Origin of the sequence: Thermobifida fusca NBRC 14071 = JCM 3263 (assembly GCF_001592045.1) — a bacterium.
Lineage (GTDB): Bacteria > Actinomycetota > Actinomycetes > Streptosporangiales > Streptosporangiaceae > Thermobifida > Thermobifida fusca.
Genome location: NZ_BCWB01000066.1, coordinates 1 through 15,306, shown reverse-complemented (window position 1 = coordinate 15,306; position 15,306 = coordinate 1). Strand labels below are relative to the sequence as shown.

14 protein-coding genes and 1 pseudogene are annotated in these 15,306 nt (G+C 69.5%); 6 read left to right on the top strand and 9 right to left on the bottom strand.

Translation table 11 applies throughout. From position 1 onward, the window contains the following. The 5 genes and pseudogenes from TF1_RS15070 to TF1_RS15050 all read right to left on the bottom strand — a co-directional run. Nucleotides 1-544: pseudogene (locus tag TF1_RS15070) on the bottom strand (S1C family serine protease); the annotation flags it as partial. A 295-nt stretch (nt 545-839) separates the two neighbouring features. Next, entirely contained in the window at nt 840-1,697 is an 858-nt protein-coding gene (locus TF1_RS15065; RefSeq protein ID WP_011290801.1) for a sulfurtransferase, read from the bottom strand. 9 nt (nt 1,698-1,706) lie between these two features. Continuing rightward, on the bottom strand, nt 1,707-2,162 hold the full coding sequence (locus TF1_RS15060; RefSeq protein ID WP_011290802.1) for a hypothetical protein: 456 nt from the start codon (nt 2,160-2,162) through the stop codon (nt 1,707-1,709). Continuing rightward, nucleotides 2,155-2,520: a hypothetical protein gene (locus tag TF1_RS15055; protein WP_011290803.1), complete on the bottom strand. Its 366-nt coding sequence runs from the start codon at nt 2,518-2,520 to the stop codon at nt 2,155-2,157. Before TF1_RS15055 ends, TF1_RS15060 begins: the two co-directional genes overlap by 8 nt. 150 nt (nt 2,521-2,670) lie before the next feature. Beyond that, nucleotides 2,671-3,573, bottom strand: coding sequence for a universal stress protein (locus TF1_RS15050; protein WP_016188133.1), 903 nt, complete (start codon nt 3,571-3,573; stop codon nt 2,671-2,673). Nucleotides 3,574-3,777: 204 nt separating this feature from the next. Here TF1_RS15050 and TF1_RS15045 point away from each other — a divergent pair, with 204 nt between their 5' ends. After that, nucleotides 3,778-4,575 carry a dioxygenase family protein gene (locus TF1_RS15045; RefSeq protein WP_038043185.1) on the top strand — a complete coding sequence of 266 codons (798 nt, stop codon included), beginning with the start codon at nt 3,778-3,780 and terminating at the stop codon, nt 4,573-4,575. A 48-nt stretch (nt 4,576-4,623) separates the two neighbouring features. On the opposite strand, the gene TF1_RS15040 is transcribed toward TF1_RS15045, so the two are convergent. Beyond that, a complete protein-coding gene (locus TF1_RS15040; RefSeq protein ID WP_011290806.1) occupies nt 4,624-6,252 on the bottom strand; it encodes a peptide chain release factor 3 in 1,629 nt (542 codons plus the stop codon). A gap of 134 nt (nt 6,253-6,386) precedes the next feature. On the opposite strand from TF1_RS15040, the gene TF1_RS15035 reads away from it, so the two are divergent. From TF1_RS15035 to TF1_RS15015, 5 genes are all read left to right on the top strand, one after another. Then, on the top strand, nt 6,387-7,382 hold the full coding sequence (locus TF1_RS15035) for an NADPH:quinone oxidoreductase family protein (RefSeq protein WP_011290807.1): 996 nt from the start codon (nt 6,387-6,389) through the stop codon (nt 7,380-7,382). A 96-nt stretch (nt 7,383-7,478) separates the two neighbouring features. Beyond that, nucleotides 7,479-8,273 (top strand): SDR family oxidoreductase, encoded by a 795-nt coding sequence (locus TF1_RS15030; RefSeq protein ID WP_011290808.1) that lies wholly within the window; start codon nt 7,479-7,481, stop codon nt 8,271-8,273. 1,233 nt (nt 8,274-9,506) lie between these two features. Next, nucleotides 9,507-10,940, top strand: coding sequence for a hypothetical protein (locus tag TF1_RS15025; protein ID WP_011290809.1), 1,434 nt, complete (start codon nt 9,507-9,509; stop codon nt 10,938-10,940). Between the two features lie 27 nt (nt 10,941-10,967). Beyond that, nucleotides 10,968-11,705 carry a hypothetical protein gene (locus TF1_RS16200; RefSeq protein ID WP_061784007.1) on the top strand — a complete coding sequence of 246 codons (738 nt, stop codon included), beginning with the start codon at nt 10,968-10,970 and terminating at the stop codon, nt 11,703-11,705. Between the two features lie 181 nt (nt 11,706-11,886). Next, on the top strand, nt 11,887-12,510 hold the full coding sequence (locus tag TF1_RS15015) for a DUF11 domain-containing protein (protein ID WP_011290811.1): 624 nt from the start codon (nt 11,887-11,889) through the stop codon (nt 12,508-12,510). Nucleotides 12,511-12,606: 96 nt separating this feature from the next. Here TF1_RS15015 and TF1_RS15010 read toward each other — a convergent pair whose 3' ends face one another. The 3 genes from TF1_RS15010 to TF1_RS15000 form a co-directional block, all read right to left on the bottom strand. Continuing rightward, complete coding sequence (locus TF1_RS15010; protein WP_011290812.1) at nt 12,607-13,059, bottom strand: type II toxin-antitoxin system PemK/MazF family toxin; 453 nt, start codon at nt 13,057-13,059, stop codon at nt 12,607-12,609. A gap of 27 nt (nt 13,060-13,086) precedes the next feature. Next, the gene (locus TF1_RS15005) at nt 13,087-13,677 is read right to left on the bottom strand and encodes a methylated-DNA--[protein]-cysteine S-methyltransferase (protein WP_041427613.1); all 591 of its coding nucleotides are present in this window, start codon (nt 13,675-13,677) and stop codon (nt 13,087-13,089) included. A 123-nt stretch (nt 13,678-13,800) separates the two neighbouring features. Beyond that, entirely contained in the window at nt 13,801-15,105 is a 1,305-nt protein-coding gene (locus TF1_RS15000; RefSeq protein WP_041427615.1) for an MFS transporter, read from the bottom strand. Between the last annotated feature and the right edge of the window lie 201 nt (nt 15,106-15,306).

Below are 15,306 nucleotides of genomic sequence, written 5' to 3'. Positions count from 1 at the left end.
AGTTCGGCTGGTCGTGCTGAGCGGGCCGTTCTTGCCAGGCGCCTTGGGCAGCACCGGCCGGGACGCCGCCCGCAGGCGGAGGCCCGGGACGGCCGGGGGCCGGCTGGGGCGCCTCCGGCCCGGGGTAGGCCTGCGCCCCGTGCCGGGCCGTGGCCTGGTCGGGTGCGGGCGGGCCCCATGCGGGGTGGGGAGCGTGGGACTGCGGCGCGAACGGTGCGGGACGGGGCGCCGGGTGCGGCGGAGTCTCCCTACTGCCCGGTGCGGGAGCCTCGTGGGAAGCGTCACGCTGCTCGGCCGCGGAGGCGGCAGGCTCCGAAGCGGGTGCGGCTGCTGCGGAGGGTGCGGAAGCCGCCTGGGCAGTGTCGGGTGCGGCTCCGGTCTCAGAGCGGGCAGCGGAGCCGGTCGTGGCGTCTTCCGGAGTGTCCGCAGCGGTGGTGTCTTGGTGGTCCGTGACGCTCTCCCGGCCGTCCGCGTCGGCCAGCGGTCCCTCAGGGCGTTCTGGTTCTTCCATGGAAGAACCGCTACCGCGGTCGATCGCGCTCATGCGAGTTTCCTCCCGGACATCTGGTGCTTGCCTTCAGCATCGGCATTCAGGGTTAGAACACGGTGAGACAGCGGAAAGGTCCGGTTTCGAAGAGTTCGCGGGAGGCACGGACCTGGCAGTCCGCTCTGGTCCGGCGTGTCGCCACCGGTTCGTGCGCCGAGCAGTCAACCATGGGGAACCGGTCCCCGGCGCCGGTGGACTCACCGCGTGGCCGTGCACTGTGCCCCTATCCCAGGCCACGCGGTGCCTGACCCGGAGGCGATCCCTGTCTGCCTCCGGGAGGGGGCAGGGCGGGTCATTCGCCGGTCTGCACGGGGAGGGACTCGTCAGCTCCCCAGGCACTCCACGACCCTGGGTAGAGCCGGGCGTCGGGGAAACCGGCGTGTTCCAGAGCGAGCAGGTCATGGCAGGCGGTTACCCCGGAACCGCAGTACACGGTGACGCTGGTGGCGGTGTCGACGCCGAGCGCGCGGAAGCGGGCCTGGAGGACGTCGGGCGGGGCGAACCGTCCCGTGTCGTCGAGGTTGTCCTGCCAGCTTGCGCTCCGCGCCCCGGGAATGTGGCCGGGCCGGGCATCCACGGGGGCAGGCTGTTCCCCGGTGAACCGGCCGAAGGTCCGCGCGTCGAGCAGGAGCCTGCCCGGTTCGCCGAGTTCCTGCCGGACAGTGTCGGTGTCCACCACGCGGTCTGCGGGCCACGGCACGGGGGTGCGGGTGCGGGGCTCGGCGGTGACGTCACCCGTCTCGAGCGGCCCCGGCCACGCTTGGAGTCCGCCGTCCAGCAGTGCGGCACGCGTGCCGAGGACGCGCAGCATCCACACGAGGCGGGCCGCGGTGGAGCCGCCCGCGTCGTCGTAGGCCACGACCACGCTGCCGTCGCCAATGCCCAGCCGGGAGAGCGCCGCGGCGAAGTCAGCGGGGTCGGGAAGTGGGTGCCGTCCCCCCGCGGGACTGGGCGGGGCGGCCAGGTCCGTGTCGACGTCGACGAACACCGCGCCGGGAAGGTGCCCGTCGCGGTATGCCTGGCGGCCGGAGCGCCCGTCCAGGTACCAGCGCACGTCCGCGAGGATCACCTCGTCGGCGTGGGCGCGCAGCCAGTCGGCGGTGACGATAACGGGGAAGGATGGGGATGCGGCGGACTCGGAACGTGCCATGAATCCAGGCTAGCCGCGATGGCTGGGTGGTGCGGAGGATGCCGCGTCAGGGGTGCGGGGGTGGGACCGGCCGAGCCACAGCAGCCCCAGCACGGGGAGGACGAGCGGCACGAACCCGTAGCCGATGCCGAAGAGCGACCAGACCGTGTCGTCGGGGAAGGCTTCGGGGACCAGCAGGGTGAACAAGCCGACCGCGACCACGCCGACGAGTTCGAAGGTGCAGGCAGCGAGGGCCACGCGCCGGGAGGTGTGCCCGCTGCGGGCGAGCGCCACGGTCGCCGCGATGTAGACGGCAGCGGCGAGCGCGGACAGCGAGTAGGCGAGGGGAGCTTCCTCGAAGCGGGTGAGGATCTGTACGGTGGACCGCCCTGTCGCGGCGACCGCGAAGAGGGCGTAGACGGCGACCAGCAGCCGTCCGGGGCCGCTGGCGCGCGTGGTGGCGGCGGTGTGCGTGGTCTCAGACAACGGGCGCGTTCCAGAGCTGTTCGAGACGGACCATCAAGACCGGCAGGACGAGGCCGGCGAACGCGATCACGGCGGGGCCCCACTTGCTGCGTTCCATGAGTCCCCACACCGCGCAGGCCGGGGGGACCAGCACCAGGGTGACCAGGTAGCTGACGAAGGTGACGGTGTCGGGCGGCCGCGGCCCTTGCACGAGCAGCACGATCGACAGGACGAGTTGGACGAGCAGCAGCACTTCGAGCACTGCCAGTCCGATCAGGTGCGGCACCAGCATCGGCTGGCCTCGGAACGCCGAGATCCCACACCAGACGGCCAGCACGAGCGATGCCAGTTGGACGATCGTGGTCCACAGGTCACTCACGGCTGGCTCCGTCTCGCATTCCGTCCACCTTCCCCGAAGAAGCCTGACTGCTACGACGCAATGTAGTCCATAGCAGAACGCCTCCCGCACCGGGGGCCACTGGAGCGCGGTGAGCGGTGCGGGAGGGTGGGATGGCCGGGGAGCAGCAGGTCAGCGGACGACAGCCACGGGACCGCGTGCCCCGTGGAGGACCGCCTGGCTCACCGAGCCGAGAAGCAGGCCCCGGAATCCTCCCCGGCCGCGGGAGCCTACGACGATCAGGTCGGCCGGGGTGGCGGTTTCCAGCAGGCCCGCGGCCGGGTGGGCGCGGACGGTGCGGACGGTGACGGAGACGTCGGGGTAGCGCTTCCGGTAGTCGGCGATGGCTTCTTCGATGGTTTGCTGGGCGGCTTCGGCGAGCGGTTCTTCGTCGAAGATCTCGGGGGGAAGCGGCCCCATGGTCAACGCGAAGGCGGTGATGGGCTGCCAGGCGCAGACCACGACGAGTTCGGTGCCGCGCCGTTGGGCTTCGGCGAAGGCGAAGTCGATGGCGTTGCGGCTGGCGGGTGAGCCGTCCACGCCGAGGACGACGCGTTCCCGGACTCCGGGCGCGGTCTCGTGTTCTTTGGGGAGGACCACCACCGGGACGGGGGAGTGGGCAGCGAGTTCCACACCGACCGATCCGGCGAAGGCCGAGGCGAGGGTGCCGCGGCCCCGCGAGCCGACGACGACGAGTTCGGTCCCCGGTTCTTCCGCGGCTTCCATGAGCGCTTCGGCGGGGCGGCGGAGTGCGACCCGGGTGCGGGTTTCCAGTTCCGGGTAGACCCGCTGGATCCATCGGTCGGCGTAGTCCAGGAGGGCGCGCGCGTCTTGGAACAGGGGGAGTTCTTCGACGTTGGCGGGGATGGCCGGGCCAGCGAGCGGGTCCCGCGGGTCGGGGATCTCCACGGCGGTGACGATGCGTAGCCCGAGCCCGCGCAGCCGCGCCTCATGTGCTGACCATTCGAGCGCGTACCTGCTGGAGGCGGAGCCGTCGACCCCGACGACGACCCAGCCGGTCGGTGTGTCAGCCATAGGTCTCTGCCTCACTTTCGTGGCGTCACACTCGGGTCTCTACCCACGATGCGGCAGCTCACTGCGGGCGGCTGGTCCCTTTGGTCCGGGCGGAAAGTCCTGAGACGGGAGCGGTCCGGCAGCCGAGGTCTCTTTTTGCTCTATTTCTTTCTAGAAAGAATTTTTCTAGATAGGCTTATGGGGAGCGACACCGAGGAGAAGACCATGGCCACCGCAGAGACCCCCGAGAACCTCCCCGTGCTCTACTTCGGCCACGGGGCGCCGCCCCTCGCCGACGACGAGCTCTGGACCAGCCAATTCGCCGCATGGTCGGCCGAGCTCCCCCGCCCCAAGGCGATCCTCGTCATCTCCGCGCACTGGGAGTCCGCCCCGCTCACCATCGGGGCGACCACCACTGTCCCCCTGGTCTACGACTTCTGGGGCTTCCCCGAGCGCTACTACCAGGTCACCTATCCCGCCCCCGGAGCACCGCAGCTCGCCGCATCGGTACGCGCCCTGCTCAGCGGCTCCGGCACCCCTGTTGCCGAGGCGCCCGCTCGCGGCCTCGACCACGGCGCCTACGTGCCGCTGAAAGAGATGTACCCCGAGGCGGACGTGCCGGTCCTCCAGATCTCCATGCCCACTCTCGACCCCGAGGAGCTGTTCGCCCTGGGCCGCCGCCTGGCCCCGCTGCGGGACGAAGGCGTGCTCATCATGGGCAGCGGGTTCCTCACCCACAACCTGTCGTGCGTCGACATGAGCCGGGGCCCCGACTACGCGCCACCGTCCTGGTCGGCTGAGTTCGACGACTGGGCTGCCCAAGCCGTCCACACCGGGGACGTCGACGCCCTGCTGGATTGGCAGGCCAAGGGGCCAGCCGCCACGATCGCCCACCCCCGCAGCGAACACCTGGCACCGCTGTTCGTCGCCCTCGGGGCCAGCAGCGGCACCACCGAAACCGCCCGCAGCGTCATCGACGGCTTCTGGTACGGGCTATCCAAACGCGCGTTCCAGTTCGACTGACCCTGCACACCAGGCGCCCCCTCCCGGGGTGCGCCAGCGGCCGGAGGTTTACTCCTCCTCGACCAGGCCCCCGGCCAGCAGCGGCTCCATCACCAGGTCGGGGTGGTCCCGCTGGATGACCTTGAGCCGCCACTTGTTGTGCACCAGCACGAGCAGCTCCCCGTCGGAGCGCCGGGTCAGCACCTCGGCCCCGGACAGCCCGTGCAGTACGGGGGCTGACGCGGCGTCCGTGCGGCGCGCCACGCTGTAATCGAGGTGGGTCAACTCCACCGGTGCGCGGAACTCGTGCTCCATCCGGTGAGTGACCACGTCGAACTGGAGGGGGCCCACCGCGGCCAGCACCGGGGCCTGTTCGCCGCGCACATCCGACACCAGCACCTGCACGACGCCTTCGCTGTCGAGCTGCTCGATCCCCCGGCGGAACTGCTTGTAGCGGCTGGAATCCACGGCACGGGCCACCGCGAAATGCTCGGGGGCGAAGCTGGGAATCGGCGGGAACTCCACCTTGGGCCCGGCATACAGGGTGTCGCCGACCCGGAGCGCCTGGGCGTTGACCAGCGCGATCACATCACCGGGGAACGCGGTGTCCACGGTCTGGCGCTGGGCGCCGCGGACCGCCTGGGCGTACTTGGTGGCGAACGGGCGGCCCGTGGTCGCGTGGGTGAGCACCATGCCCCGGTCGAACCGGCCCGAACACACCCGCACGAACGCCATCCGGTCCCGGTGCGCCCGGTCCATGTTGGCCTGCATCTTGAACACGAACCCGGAGAACGGCGCGTCCACCGGCCGCGGGGCGCCGGTCACGTCGAGGCGGGCCGCGGGCGCGGGCGCCAGGTTGATGAGTGCGCGGAGCAGTGCGGAGACGCCGAAGTTGGGCAGGGCCGCCCCGAAGAGCACCGGGGAGGACTTGCCTGCCAGGAAGGACTCCTCGTCGTAGTCGGCGCCGATCTCCTCGAGCAGTGCCAGCTCTTCCATCGCCTGCTCCCAGGCAGCCCCCTCGACCTCGGCCGCCTGGACCGCGTCCATGGGTTCTTCCCGGGCTTTCGTGGCCCCGCCCGGGGTGCGGTGCAGTTTGGTGTAGCGGTTGCCTGCCGTGCGGTCGATCAGGCCGCGGAAGTCCCCGGCGACACCCACCGGCCAGTTGAGCGGGGTGGGGCGCAGGCCGATGCGCTGCTCGATCTCGTCCAGCAGCTCCAAGGGCTCGCGGCCGGGCCGGTCCCACTTGTTGACGAACGTGATCACCGGGATGCCGCGGCTGCGGGCCACGTCGAAGAGCTTCAGCGTCTGCGGCTCGAGGCCTTTGGCCGAGTCCAGCAGCATGACCGCGCAGTCCACGGCGGACAGCACCCGGTAGGTGTCCTCGGAGAAGTCGGCGTGGCCCGGGGTGTCCAGCAGGTTGAGCACGCAGCCGTTGTATTCGAGGCGCAACGCCGCCGAGGTGATGGAGATGCCGCGGTCCTGTTCGATCTCCATCCAGTCCGAGATCACGCCTTTGCGGTCCCCTTTGCCGTGGACCGCGCCGGCCGAGGTGATCGCCTCCGTGTGCAGCGCTAGCGCTTCGGTCAGCGTGGACTTACCGGCGTCAGGGTGGGAGATCACCGCGAACGTGCGGCGGCGGGCTGCTTCCCGGTTGACCTCGTTGGCTCCGGTGGAGGTTTGCGCTGCGACAGACACCACGTTCTTCTCCTGCTCCAGGGTCCTGAGCGAGGCTATCCCACCTGCGTAGCACAGGCCGCCTTGACGAAACCGGTCCGTAAACGATTCACTCACTACCGACTGGTCGGTATCTCAATGGTGGGAGGCGAACACCGGTGAAAGCGCTGCGGGTGCACAACCTGGGAGAGCCCAAAGACGTTCTCAAGCTCGAAGAAGTCCCTGTCCCCGAGCCTGCCCCGGGGCAGATCGTGGTCCGCGTACTCGCCACAGCGGTCAACTTCCCCGACGCGCTGATGTGCCGCGGGCTCTACCAGGAGAAGCCGCCCCTGCCGTTCACCCCCGGCGTGGAACTGTGCGGCGAAGTCGTGGCCCTGGGCGAGGGCGTCACCACAGTCACCGAAGGCGACCGCGTCATCGGCTCCCCGGTCCTGCCCTACGGATCGTTCGCGGAATACGCGCCCATGGACATCAGCCGTGTCTTCCCTGCGCCCCCCTCCCTCAGCGACACAGAAGCGGCGGCCCTGTTCATCGGCTACCAGACCGGATGGTTCGCCCTGCACCGCCGGGCCGGGCTGCAAGCCGGGGAGACCGTCCTCGTCCACGCCGCGGCCGGCGGGGTCGGCAGCGCCGCAGTCCAGTTGGCCAAAGCAGCGGGCGCTCGCGTGATCGGTGTCGTCGGGGGCGCGGCCAAAGCCGAATACGCCCGCAAACTGGGCGCCGACATCGTCGTCGACCGGTATGTCGACGACTTCGTGTCCGTGGTCAAGGAAGCCACCGACGGGCGCGGTGCCGACGTCATCTACGACCCGGTGGGCGGCGAGTCCTACACGCGCTCCACCAAGTGCATCGCCTTCGAAGGACGCATCCTCATCATCGGCTTCGCCAGCGGGACGATCCCCACCCCTGGCCTCAACCACGCCCTTGTCAAGAACTACTCGCTGCTCGGCCTGCACTGGGGCCTCTACAACAAGCGGAACCCCGCACTCGTGGCCCACTGCCACGAAGAACTCACCGCCCTCGCGGAGCGCGGTGCGATCAAACCCGCCGTCAGCGAGGTGCTCAGCCTGGAAGAGCTGCCGGACGGGGTGCAGCGCCTCGCAGACGGCACCACCGTGGGACGCCTGGTGGCCACCCCGCACGGAGCCCAGTAACCGTCTGGCGCGGCCCCGTCGCCAGACGCCGTTGTCCCGCCAGTGCCGTCACCGCACCCCTGCCCGGCTCGCGGGACTGACCAGAGAGGAAGACCCATGGGGAGACCGTTCACCTTCCCCGACCGAACCATCGTCGTCACCGGTGGCGCGAACGGGATCGGCTACGCGCTCGCGGAACGCTTCCTCGCCGAAGGGGCGGCCCGAGTGGTCCTCGCCGACCTGGACGGGGAGCGCGCCGCGGCCGCAGCAGCCGAACTGGGGGCGCGAGCCCAGGGCTACCAGCTCGACGTCACCGACGCCGAAGCGGTAGCCGCGCTCATCGAGGAGGTCGAGCGGGACAGCCCTATCGACCTGTGGTGCTCTAATGCCGGGGTGACCACGGGCGGCGGCCTGGGTAGCGACGCGGACTGGGACCGCACCTGGCGGGTCCACGTCCTCGCCCACGTGTATGTGGCCCGGCTCCTGCTGCCCCGCATGGTCGAGCGCGGCGGCGGACACCTGCTCATCACCGCATCGGCCGCGGGCCTGCTCACCAACATCGACTCGGCCCCCTACTCGGTGACCAAGCACGGCGCGGTCGCCCTCGCCGAATGGCTGGCGATCCTGCACGGGGACGAGGGCATCGACATCTCGTGCCTGTGCCCGATGGGCGTCAACACCGCGATGACCGCCAAAGACGGCCCGGACGCGGCCACCCGGCTCGGCGGCGACTACCTCGAACCCGAAGACGTCGCCCAGTCCGTGGTGGAAGCCCTCAACGAGGGCCGTTTCCTCATCCTGCCGCACCCGAAGGCCGCGGTGATGGAGCAGCGCCGCGCCTCCGACCGCGACCGCTGGCTGGCCGGAATGCGCCGGGCCAGAGCCAGGCTGAAGGGCGGCAGCGGCCGCTGAGCGCGGCCGCGCACCACCCCCGGCACCGGGAAGCAGACGGCCCCGGACACGGTGACGTGCCCGGGAATATCGCCGCCTATCCCTCCGCACCGTCAGCGTCCCGGTGCCGGGAAAGCCGGAGCTGAGGGCTCCGTCTCTCCTCAGGCTGCTCACACCCGCGGCGCCCGGCCGGGCGCCGGACCGGATCCTCTGGGATTCCGCGGCCGCACTGTCCGCCTTCCGCTGAGCCCGCACAGCAGCGCGGCAAGGACACCCCCGCCCGGCGCCAGGCGTGACGTCCAGCGGCGCGGTCCCGCTTCCTCTCGCCGTCCTGATCGGAGTTCCTGCGACCTCACCAAGGCAGTGTGCGCGCCCTGCCCCGTCCCGGTGCGGCCAACCGCCCTGCCAGCCGTCCAACATGCCCCCCTGACTGCCCCTATGGGCGGACACGACCGCGCTGCCCGAGGTGTGCCGTGCCGGGGGTGCCACCCACGTGCACGGTCTTTTCCCGCACGTCACCCCCGGTGAATGTGAGGTCTTTTCCTCAAAATTCATGATTTTCGGCTGATGGGGTGAACCGCGTGCGGCAGCGGCGCGTCCCACAGGATGTCCTCTCCCATCCCACCCCGGATAGCCAGGCCTCTTCGCCCGTGCACTCCTCCCCGGGAGAGGTCCGATATGTTCCTGGGGCGGGATGTGACGTTGGGGACAAGACAGCACACATCGGTGTGTCGTCTCCTGTTCTCCGTGGAGGTCCTCAGACTCCTCAAGTGCCGATCAGGTTGACAAAAGATCACAAAAAGGCCGGTTGTGGCCAGCCGTGACGTGCCGATAGGCCACAACAGTGCTGGAAAAGGTGGGATCGGTTTGTTGGCAGAGTGCTCACCCGACAGTTGCGCTCCCTTCATTCACACAGATCGACAAGGGCTTTCCCGATGTCTTCGGGAAGGGAGCGGTAGTCTTTCCGAGCGGAATCGACGGCCGGGAAAAGATTTGGCTAACCACCGGAATTCACGGTTTTGGGTGGGTATGATTTCTTCTGTCGGCAGGCACTTCTCCCCCACGTCCATTTCCCCGCTCACATTCGCATCACTCCCAGCCGAAGCCGCATCGCCGCTTCAGCACCCGGGAATGCGCACGGGCCGTCTATGGGCAGGTTCGCAACAGTGGTGACCACAGTGTTCCGGTTTTTGAGGATCGCGGTGTCGTCTCACCTGCGTTCTGCCCAGCCGTTCAATGGGAATCGGAGGTGCGATGACTAATCACAGCACCTCGCGTTCCGGAACGGACACCGCGGTCATTGTTATTGCTGCCGACGACCTCAGCGCAGAGGTCTTTATCGACGGCTCCCGGCACGTTGTCCACGGGGCCGACGCCAAAGCGACCCGGCGGGCCGCGCTCGACTACGTCACCGACCATGCCGCCCGCATCGGGCGCCCGGTGATCATCGAGGCACGGGACGTCTACGGAGTCCAACGACTGGAAGCACTCCCCCGCGGCGTGATCCGGAGCATCCCCCAGATCCCGCCACCCGCGCCGCGCAACAGCGGAAAACAGTCGGGGAGCAGGACCGGCGTGGTCCTGGCCCTCGCCGCAGCAGGCCTGGCAGTGGTCGTCCTCGTCGTGGTCTCCGTAGTGCTCGTGGTTCCCCGGTACCTCCCCGGGTTTGGCACTCAGGCCGCGCCTTCGCAGCAAGCCCCCGAAACGCCTGACACCATCCCCTTCGAAGCACGTTCCGCGCCCCCCGGGTTCTCCAGCGAAGCGCTCTGGCGGATTCCCGTCACCGAAGGCACCCGCCCGGCCGTCTCCGACGACGGCAGCCGGGTCGCTTTCATCGGGGCTGACGGGAAGCTCGCGGTCGCTGGCCCGGAAGGGAAACGGCTGTGGGAAGCCGACCTGCCGATCCAACCCGCGGAGATCGAAGGGGCGGTCCGCTTCGTCAAGAACGACGACCAGTGGGAGGTGGCGATCGCGGGGACCGGGAAGCTGTGGATCTGGTCTGCCGACGGCAGCGGCCCCACCGAGTACAAGCTCCCCAAGGACGGCGTGGTCACCTTCGCGGGCACAGCCCCGCTCGTCACCACCGACAAGAAGGCCATGGTCCCCCGCGAGGGAGAACTGCTCGAAGTCAAAGTGCCCAAGGGAACGGGGGGCATGCTCGTCGTCGGGGACGAAGTGCTCCTCGCTGCCGCCGACGGCCCCTGGTACTGGGCTGCCCCCGGGGAAGAGCCCGCGAAAGTCACGGCGAAGGAACCCAAGAGCGCCGATGGACTCGATCGGGTGATCACCGCATCCGAGCGGTATGTCATCGTTCGGTGGCAGAGTGAGAAGGAAGACAAAGTCATCCTGGCCGCCCACGACGCCCGGGACGGCTCGGTCTTCGCGGAGACGGAGATCACCGCGGGAGAACTCGCCGATGCCACCTGGATCGAAGGGGAGACGGTGGCTGCCTATGGACCGATCCTGACCGACCTGGAGTCCGGACAGACTCAGGTGCTGCCGGGCTTCACACCACTCAACGCTGTCGCCGGCGTGGTCTACGGCGAACTGGAGGAAGGCCAAGTCGCGGTCAACGCGGCGGGGGAGGTGACCCCCATGGAACCCGACACCGCCCGTCCGTGGGGCCTGCTCGACGGCCACGCCGTAGTCATGGCCGACGCCAATCTTTATGCCTTATTGCCGGATTAACCCCTAACGAGAAGTTAAAGGAGATACATGTCCTATACGGCACGCGCCTTGGGCGTGACAGCCGCAGGCCTGCTGGCCTTCGGCCTTGCCTCGGCTCCGGCTTCGGCTCTGGAGCTGGACCTCGGTGCTGACCTCGGCATCGCGACGCTCGACGCGGAGGTGGGCATCCTCACCAACGGAAACGACGGCGGCGACGACACCCCCGGCGAGACCCCCGGCGGTGGTAACCCCGGCGGCGAGGACCCGGGGCCGGGAGACAACCCGACCCCTGAGCCTCCGGGCGGAGGTGAGGACCCGGGTGGCGGTGACCCGGGCGGTGGCGACCCGGGTGGCGGTGACCCGGGTGGCGGTGACCCGGGCGGTGGCGACCCGGGCGGTGGCGACCCGGGTGGCGGTGACCCGGGCGGTGGCGACCCGGGCGGTGGCGACCCGGGTGGCGGTGACCCGGGCGGTGGCGACCCGGGTGGCGGTGACCCGGGCACCCCTGAGCCGGAGCCCGAACCCGAGCCCACTCCGGCGCCCGGCGATGGCGAAGACCCGGACGACAAGAATCCGGGCCAGCAGCCTGGCGACGGTAGCGGCGAAGACGGCGACGCCGACGACAACAAGGGCAGCAGCGACGACAAGAAGAGCGACAAGGCCGACGAGACCCTGCCGGTGACCGGTGTGGACCTCAGCGGCTTCGTGCTCGGCGCCTCCCTCACGACCGCTGTCGGTGCGATCACCATCGTCGCTTCCCGCCGCCCGGCCCAGGCGCGCAACTGACGCTGCCCCTCCGGTTCGCGGTGACCGGTAAGTGACCGCACAAGCCCTCCGCGTGCACCACGCGGAGGGCTTTTTTGCTATCCGACCCGGCTCTCCCCGCGATCCCGGTGTCATCCTGCACTGGTTCTCTTACTCTGCGTTACCCTCACTGTCGACACAGCGGAGAACGGGGGAGGGGAGCATGACCGTGCGGAATCGCACCATCGCGGTGCTCCTCGGCGGGCTGGCTGGGCTCCTCGCCCTTCCGAGCCTGGGGCATGCCTCCCCGCAGCCGGACGACACCGTTCCTGGGCGCAGCAACGACATCACCCTGTCCATCACCGACTCCCGGGACCGGATCGCGGTCGGGGAGGACACGGCCTACACGGTCACCGTGCGCAACGAAGGGGAGGAGGCTGCCCCCGAGCTGCTCGTGGCCCAGATCGCCCCTGCCCACCTTGATCTCCGGGAAGCCGACGGCGGGGGCGTGATCGAAGACAACACGGCGGCCTGGCTGGTCTCGCTCGGCCCCGGCGAGGAGCAGACCCGCACCGTGACCGCCACCCTTGTCGAAGACCCGGGGCAGGACACGGTGGCCACCACTGTCTGCGCGGGCTGGCAGGAAGCAGACAGCCCTCTGGTGTGCGCGGATGATGAGAACACGGTGGGCGCGCAGAACGGGAGCGTCCCGCTCCGGCCTTTCTTCACCGGCGCCGGGATCGCGGCTGCCGCAGCTCTCCTCGTCGGACTCGTCGTCGCCGTGCTGCGCCGTCCCCGAAAGCCCCGAGGGCGGCATGCGCGCCACCGGGCTGCGGCCCGGCGGTGACCTCCGGTTCTCTCCGCTGGCCGCGGGCAGGAGGAGAGCGTCGGGAAACTGCCTGGCCCGACAGTACACGCGGGTAGGGGCAGTGCCCGGGCGCGGTCAGGTCCAGCCGTAGCGGTCCCGCAGCACCGCGGCCACCCGCCAGAACGTGGCGCGGTCGACGATCGCGCCTTCCCGGCGGATCTCGTGCTCTTCCAGTTCGAAGAGGCGGTCCAACCGGATGTAGGAGACCCGTCCGGCCCTATCCCACGGTCCTGAGCCGAGCAGCAGCCAGTCGTCTGCTTCCCACGGGTCGGGCTCCTGGCTGGAGAGCATCAGGGCGTGCAGCACGTTGCCTTTGCGGCCCACCACCAGGAGGGGACGGTCTTTGCCTTGGGTCGGGTCTTCTTCGAAAGGAACCCAGGTCCACACGATCTCTCCGGCGTCGGCCAGACCGTCGGGCTCTGGGGCGTAGGTCAGGACTGTGGGGTTGCCTCGGGTGGGCACTTCGCGGATCGCGCCCTCGTGGGGGTGGGGCGGGCGCGCCGCGGATTCGGCTGGGTGGAAGGTCACGGGCTGATTGTAGAAGGCGCGGTGGGGTTACGCCGAGTGGTGGGAGCCCATCGGAAGCGTGGCGGACCGCGGTTCTCCGGCATCGAGGCCGTCGGCGAAGTCGAGGAGGGGCGGTTGGTGGGCGCGGCGCTGCTCTAACGCGAGGAGCCACTGCTTGCGGGCCAGGCCACCGCCGTATCCGGTGAGCGAGCCGGACGAGCCCACCACCCGGTGGCAGGGCACGATGATGCTGATCGGGTTGCGGCCGTTGGCGAGTCCCACGGCTCGGGACGCCGAGGGTTTGCCGATCCGGGCCGCGAGTTCGCCGTAGGAGACCGTCTGTCCGTAGGGGATCTCCAGGAGGGCACGCCAGACCGTGGTTTGGAACGGGGTGCCGGTGAAGGCCAGCGGAAGGTCGAAGACGGTGCGTTGACCGGAGAAGTACTCCGTCAGTTGGGCGATGACCTCGGTGAACGGTGCGGGGTCGGGGACGCCGAAGGAGTCCGGGGCAGGCCGGTGCCGCTGGTCTTCCTGGTAGAGGCCGACGAGTGCGCCGTCGGCGGCGACCAGGGTCAGCGGGCCGAGGGGACTGTCCACAACGGTGTGGACTCGTGCGCGAGCCGGGATTTCGGCGGTCACGATCACTCCTTGGTGGGTACGCGGTGCGGGCGTACTTGTCCCAGTATCAGGGGTCCGCCGGTGTGGGAGAGGCGGGCTGAGTGAGTTTTCCGCCCGACACCGCATACCGTTGCGCTCCCCGGGTCAGCGGGTTTCGCGTCCGGAGTCGTGGTGGTTGTTGTTGGGCAGAGTCTCTTCAGACTGTTCGCTGCGGTGGCCGTTTATGTTCTCGGACAGGTGGCGCAGCGGCGGAACCCACAGGCGCATGCTTCCCGTACGGAGACTTTTGGACGAGGCGGAGCGGCGGAGCGCTCTGGGTTCTCTGTGCTCGGCGGTGCGCAGGGTCCCCGCTCCCAGGGCGATGAACAGCACGAGGGAGGCGGGGAACAGGAGGGCCACGGAGAGCCCGGCGCGGTCAGCGAGGAAGCCGATGGTGGGCGGGCCGAGCAACGGTCCGAAGTAGCCGATCGCGGTGACCGTGGACAGGTCCCGGCCGGACCGCTCCGGGTTGTCGTTGGCCGCGGCGTTGAACACTTGCGGCACGATGCCGGACAGTCCGATCCCGACCAGTGCGAATCCGATGATAACGGGAATCTGGAGGGGCAGGACGAGGGCGAAGAAGAGCCCGAACGATGCGAGGAGGCTGCCGCCCCGCACCACGTTGACCGGGCCGAACAGGGCGACCAGGCGGTCGCCGATGAGACGGCCCGCGGCCATCATCGTGGCGTAGGCAGCGTAGGTGGCGGACGCAGCGGTTTCGGAGCCGCCCACCATTTCCCGGGTGTAGAGGGCGCTCCAGTCGTTGGCTGCCCCTTCGGCGAGCATGCAGCACAGTGCGAGGACCCCGAGCAGCAGGATTCTGCCCCGGGGGAGGGCGAAGCGGCGGAATCTCGGCCGGGCGGGGGCGCGCTGGGCGGCGAGGGCCGGGGTGTCGAGCAGCCACTTGCGCCCCAGGAGGGAGAGGAGCGTCAGCACGGACGATGCGCCGATGAAGGTGGTGGTGACGTCCAAGCCGGCCCGGACGCAGAGGGTGCCCGCGATAGCTCCGAGCCCGCCGCCGATGGAGCACACGGCGTGGAAAGAGACCATGATCGGACGTCCCCACTCACGCTGCAGCCGTGCTGCTTGCAGATTCGCGGAGACGTTGAGCAGGGCTTGGCTCGACCCCAGCAGGAGCAAGAAGAGCGTGAGCTGTTGCAGATTGGTGGCGTATCCCGGAGCAACAAGCGCGATACTGGCGACGAGGGCGGCAGCCGGTACTATGATGCGGCCGTTGAACCGGTCAAGCAGGCCGCCCATCAGCCGGATGGTCACGACGCCACCCAGGGCGAGGGCAAGCAGGGCGATACTCAGTTCCCCTTCGTCGACTCCGGTCTGACGTTTGATGGCGGGAATACGTGAGGCCCAGATAGAGATGACTGATCCGGTGACGAAAAAGTATGCGTACAACGCGATCCTGGCGCGTCGTAGCCGACGTGGAACGGGGTGCTCTCCGCGGGAGTGGGAGGGGCTGACGGGCTGGCTCTCCGGCATGCGCTCATCACCTTCTCGAAATTGCCGATTCTGGACATAGCGCGCCGAACGGTGTGCGACAGCGGTGTGTCCAGGAACGGGGGGCGCGGCGGTGACCAGGCCAATCCGGACGCCGCT

Bases quoted from the DNA above. Each gene is read 5' to 3' on its own strand.
- TF1_RS15065 (WP_011290801.1), bottom strand. From the start codon at position 1,697: ATGGCACGTTCCGAGTCCGCCGCATCCCCATCCTTCCCCGTTATCGTC.
- TF1_RS15050 (WP_016188133.1), bottom strand. From the start codon at position 3,573: ATGGCTGACACACCGACCGGCTGGGTCGTCGTCGGGGTCGACGGCTCC.
- TF1_RS15045 (WP_038043185.1), top strand. From the start codon at position 3,778: ATGGCCACCGCAGAGACCCCCGAGAACCTCCCCGTGCTCTACTTCGGC.
- TF1_RS15030 (WP_011290808.1), top strand. From the start codon at position 7,479: ATGGGGAGACCGTTCACCTTCCCCGACCGAACCATCGTCGTCACCGGT.
- TF1_RS15025 (WP_011290809.1), top strand. From the start codon at position 9,507: ATGACTAATCACAGCACCTCGCGTTCCGGAACGGACACCGCGGTCATT.
- TF1_RS16200 (WP_061784007.1), top strand. From the start codon at position 10,968: ATGTCCTATACGGCACGCGCCTTGGGCGTGACAGCCGCAGGCCTGCTG.
- TF1_RS15015 (WP_011290811.1), top strand. From the start codon at position 11,887: ATGACCGTGCGGAATCGCACCATCGCGGTGCTCCTCGGCGGGCTGGCT.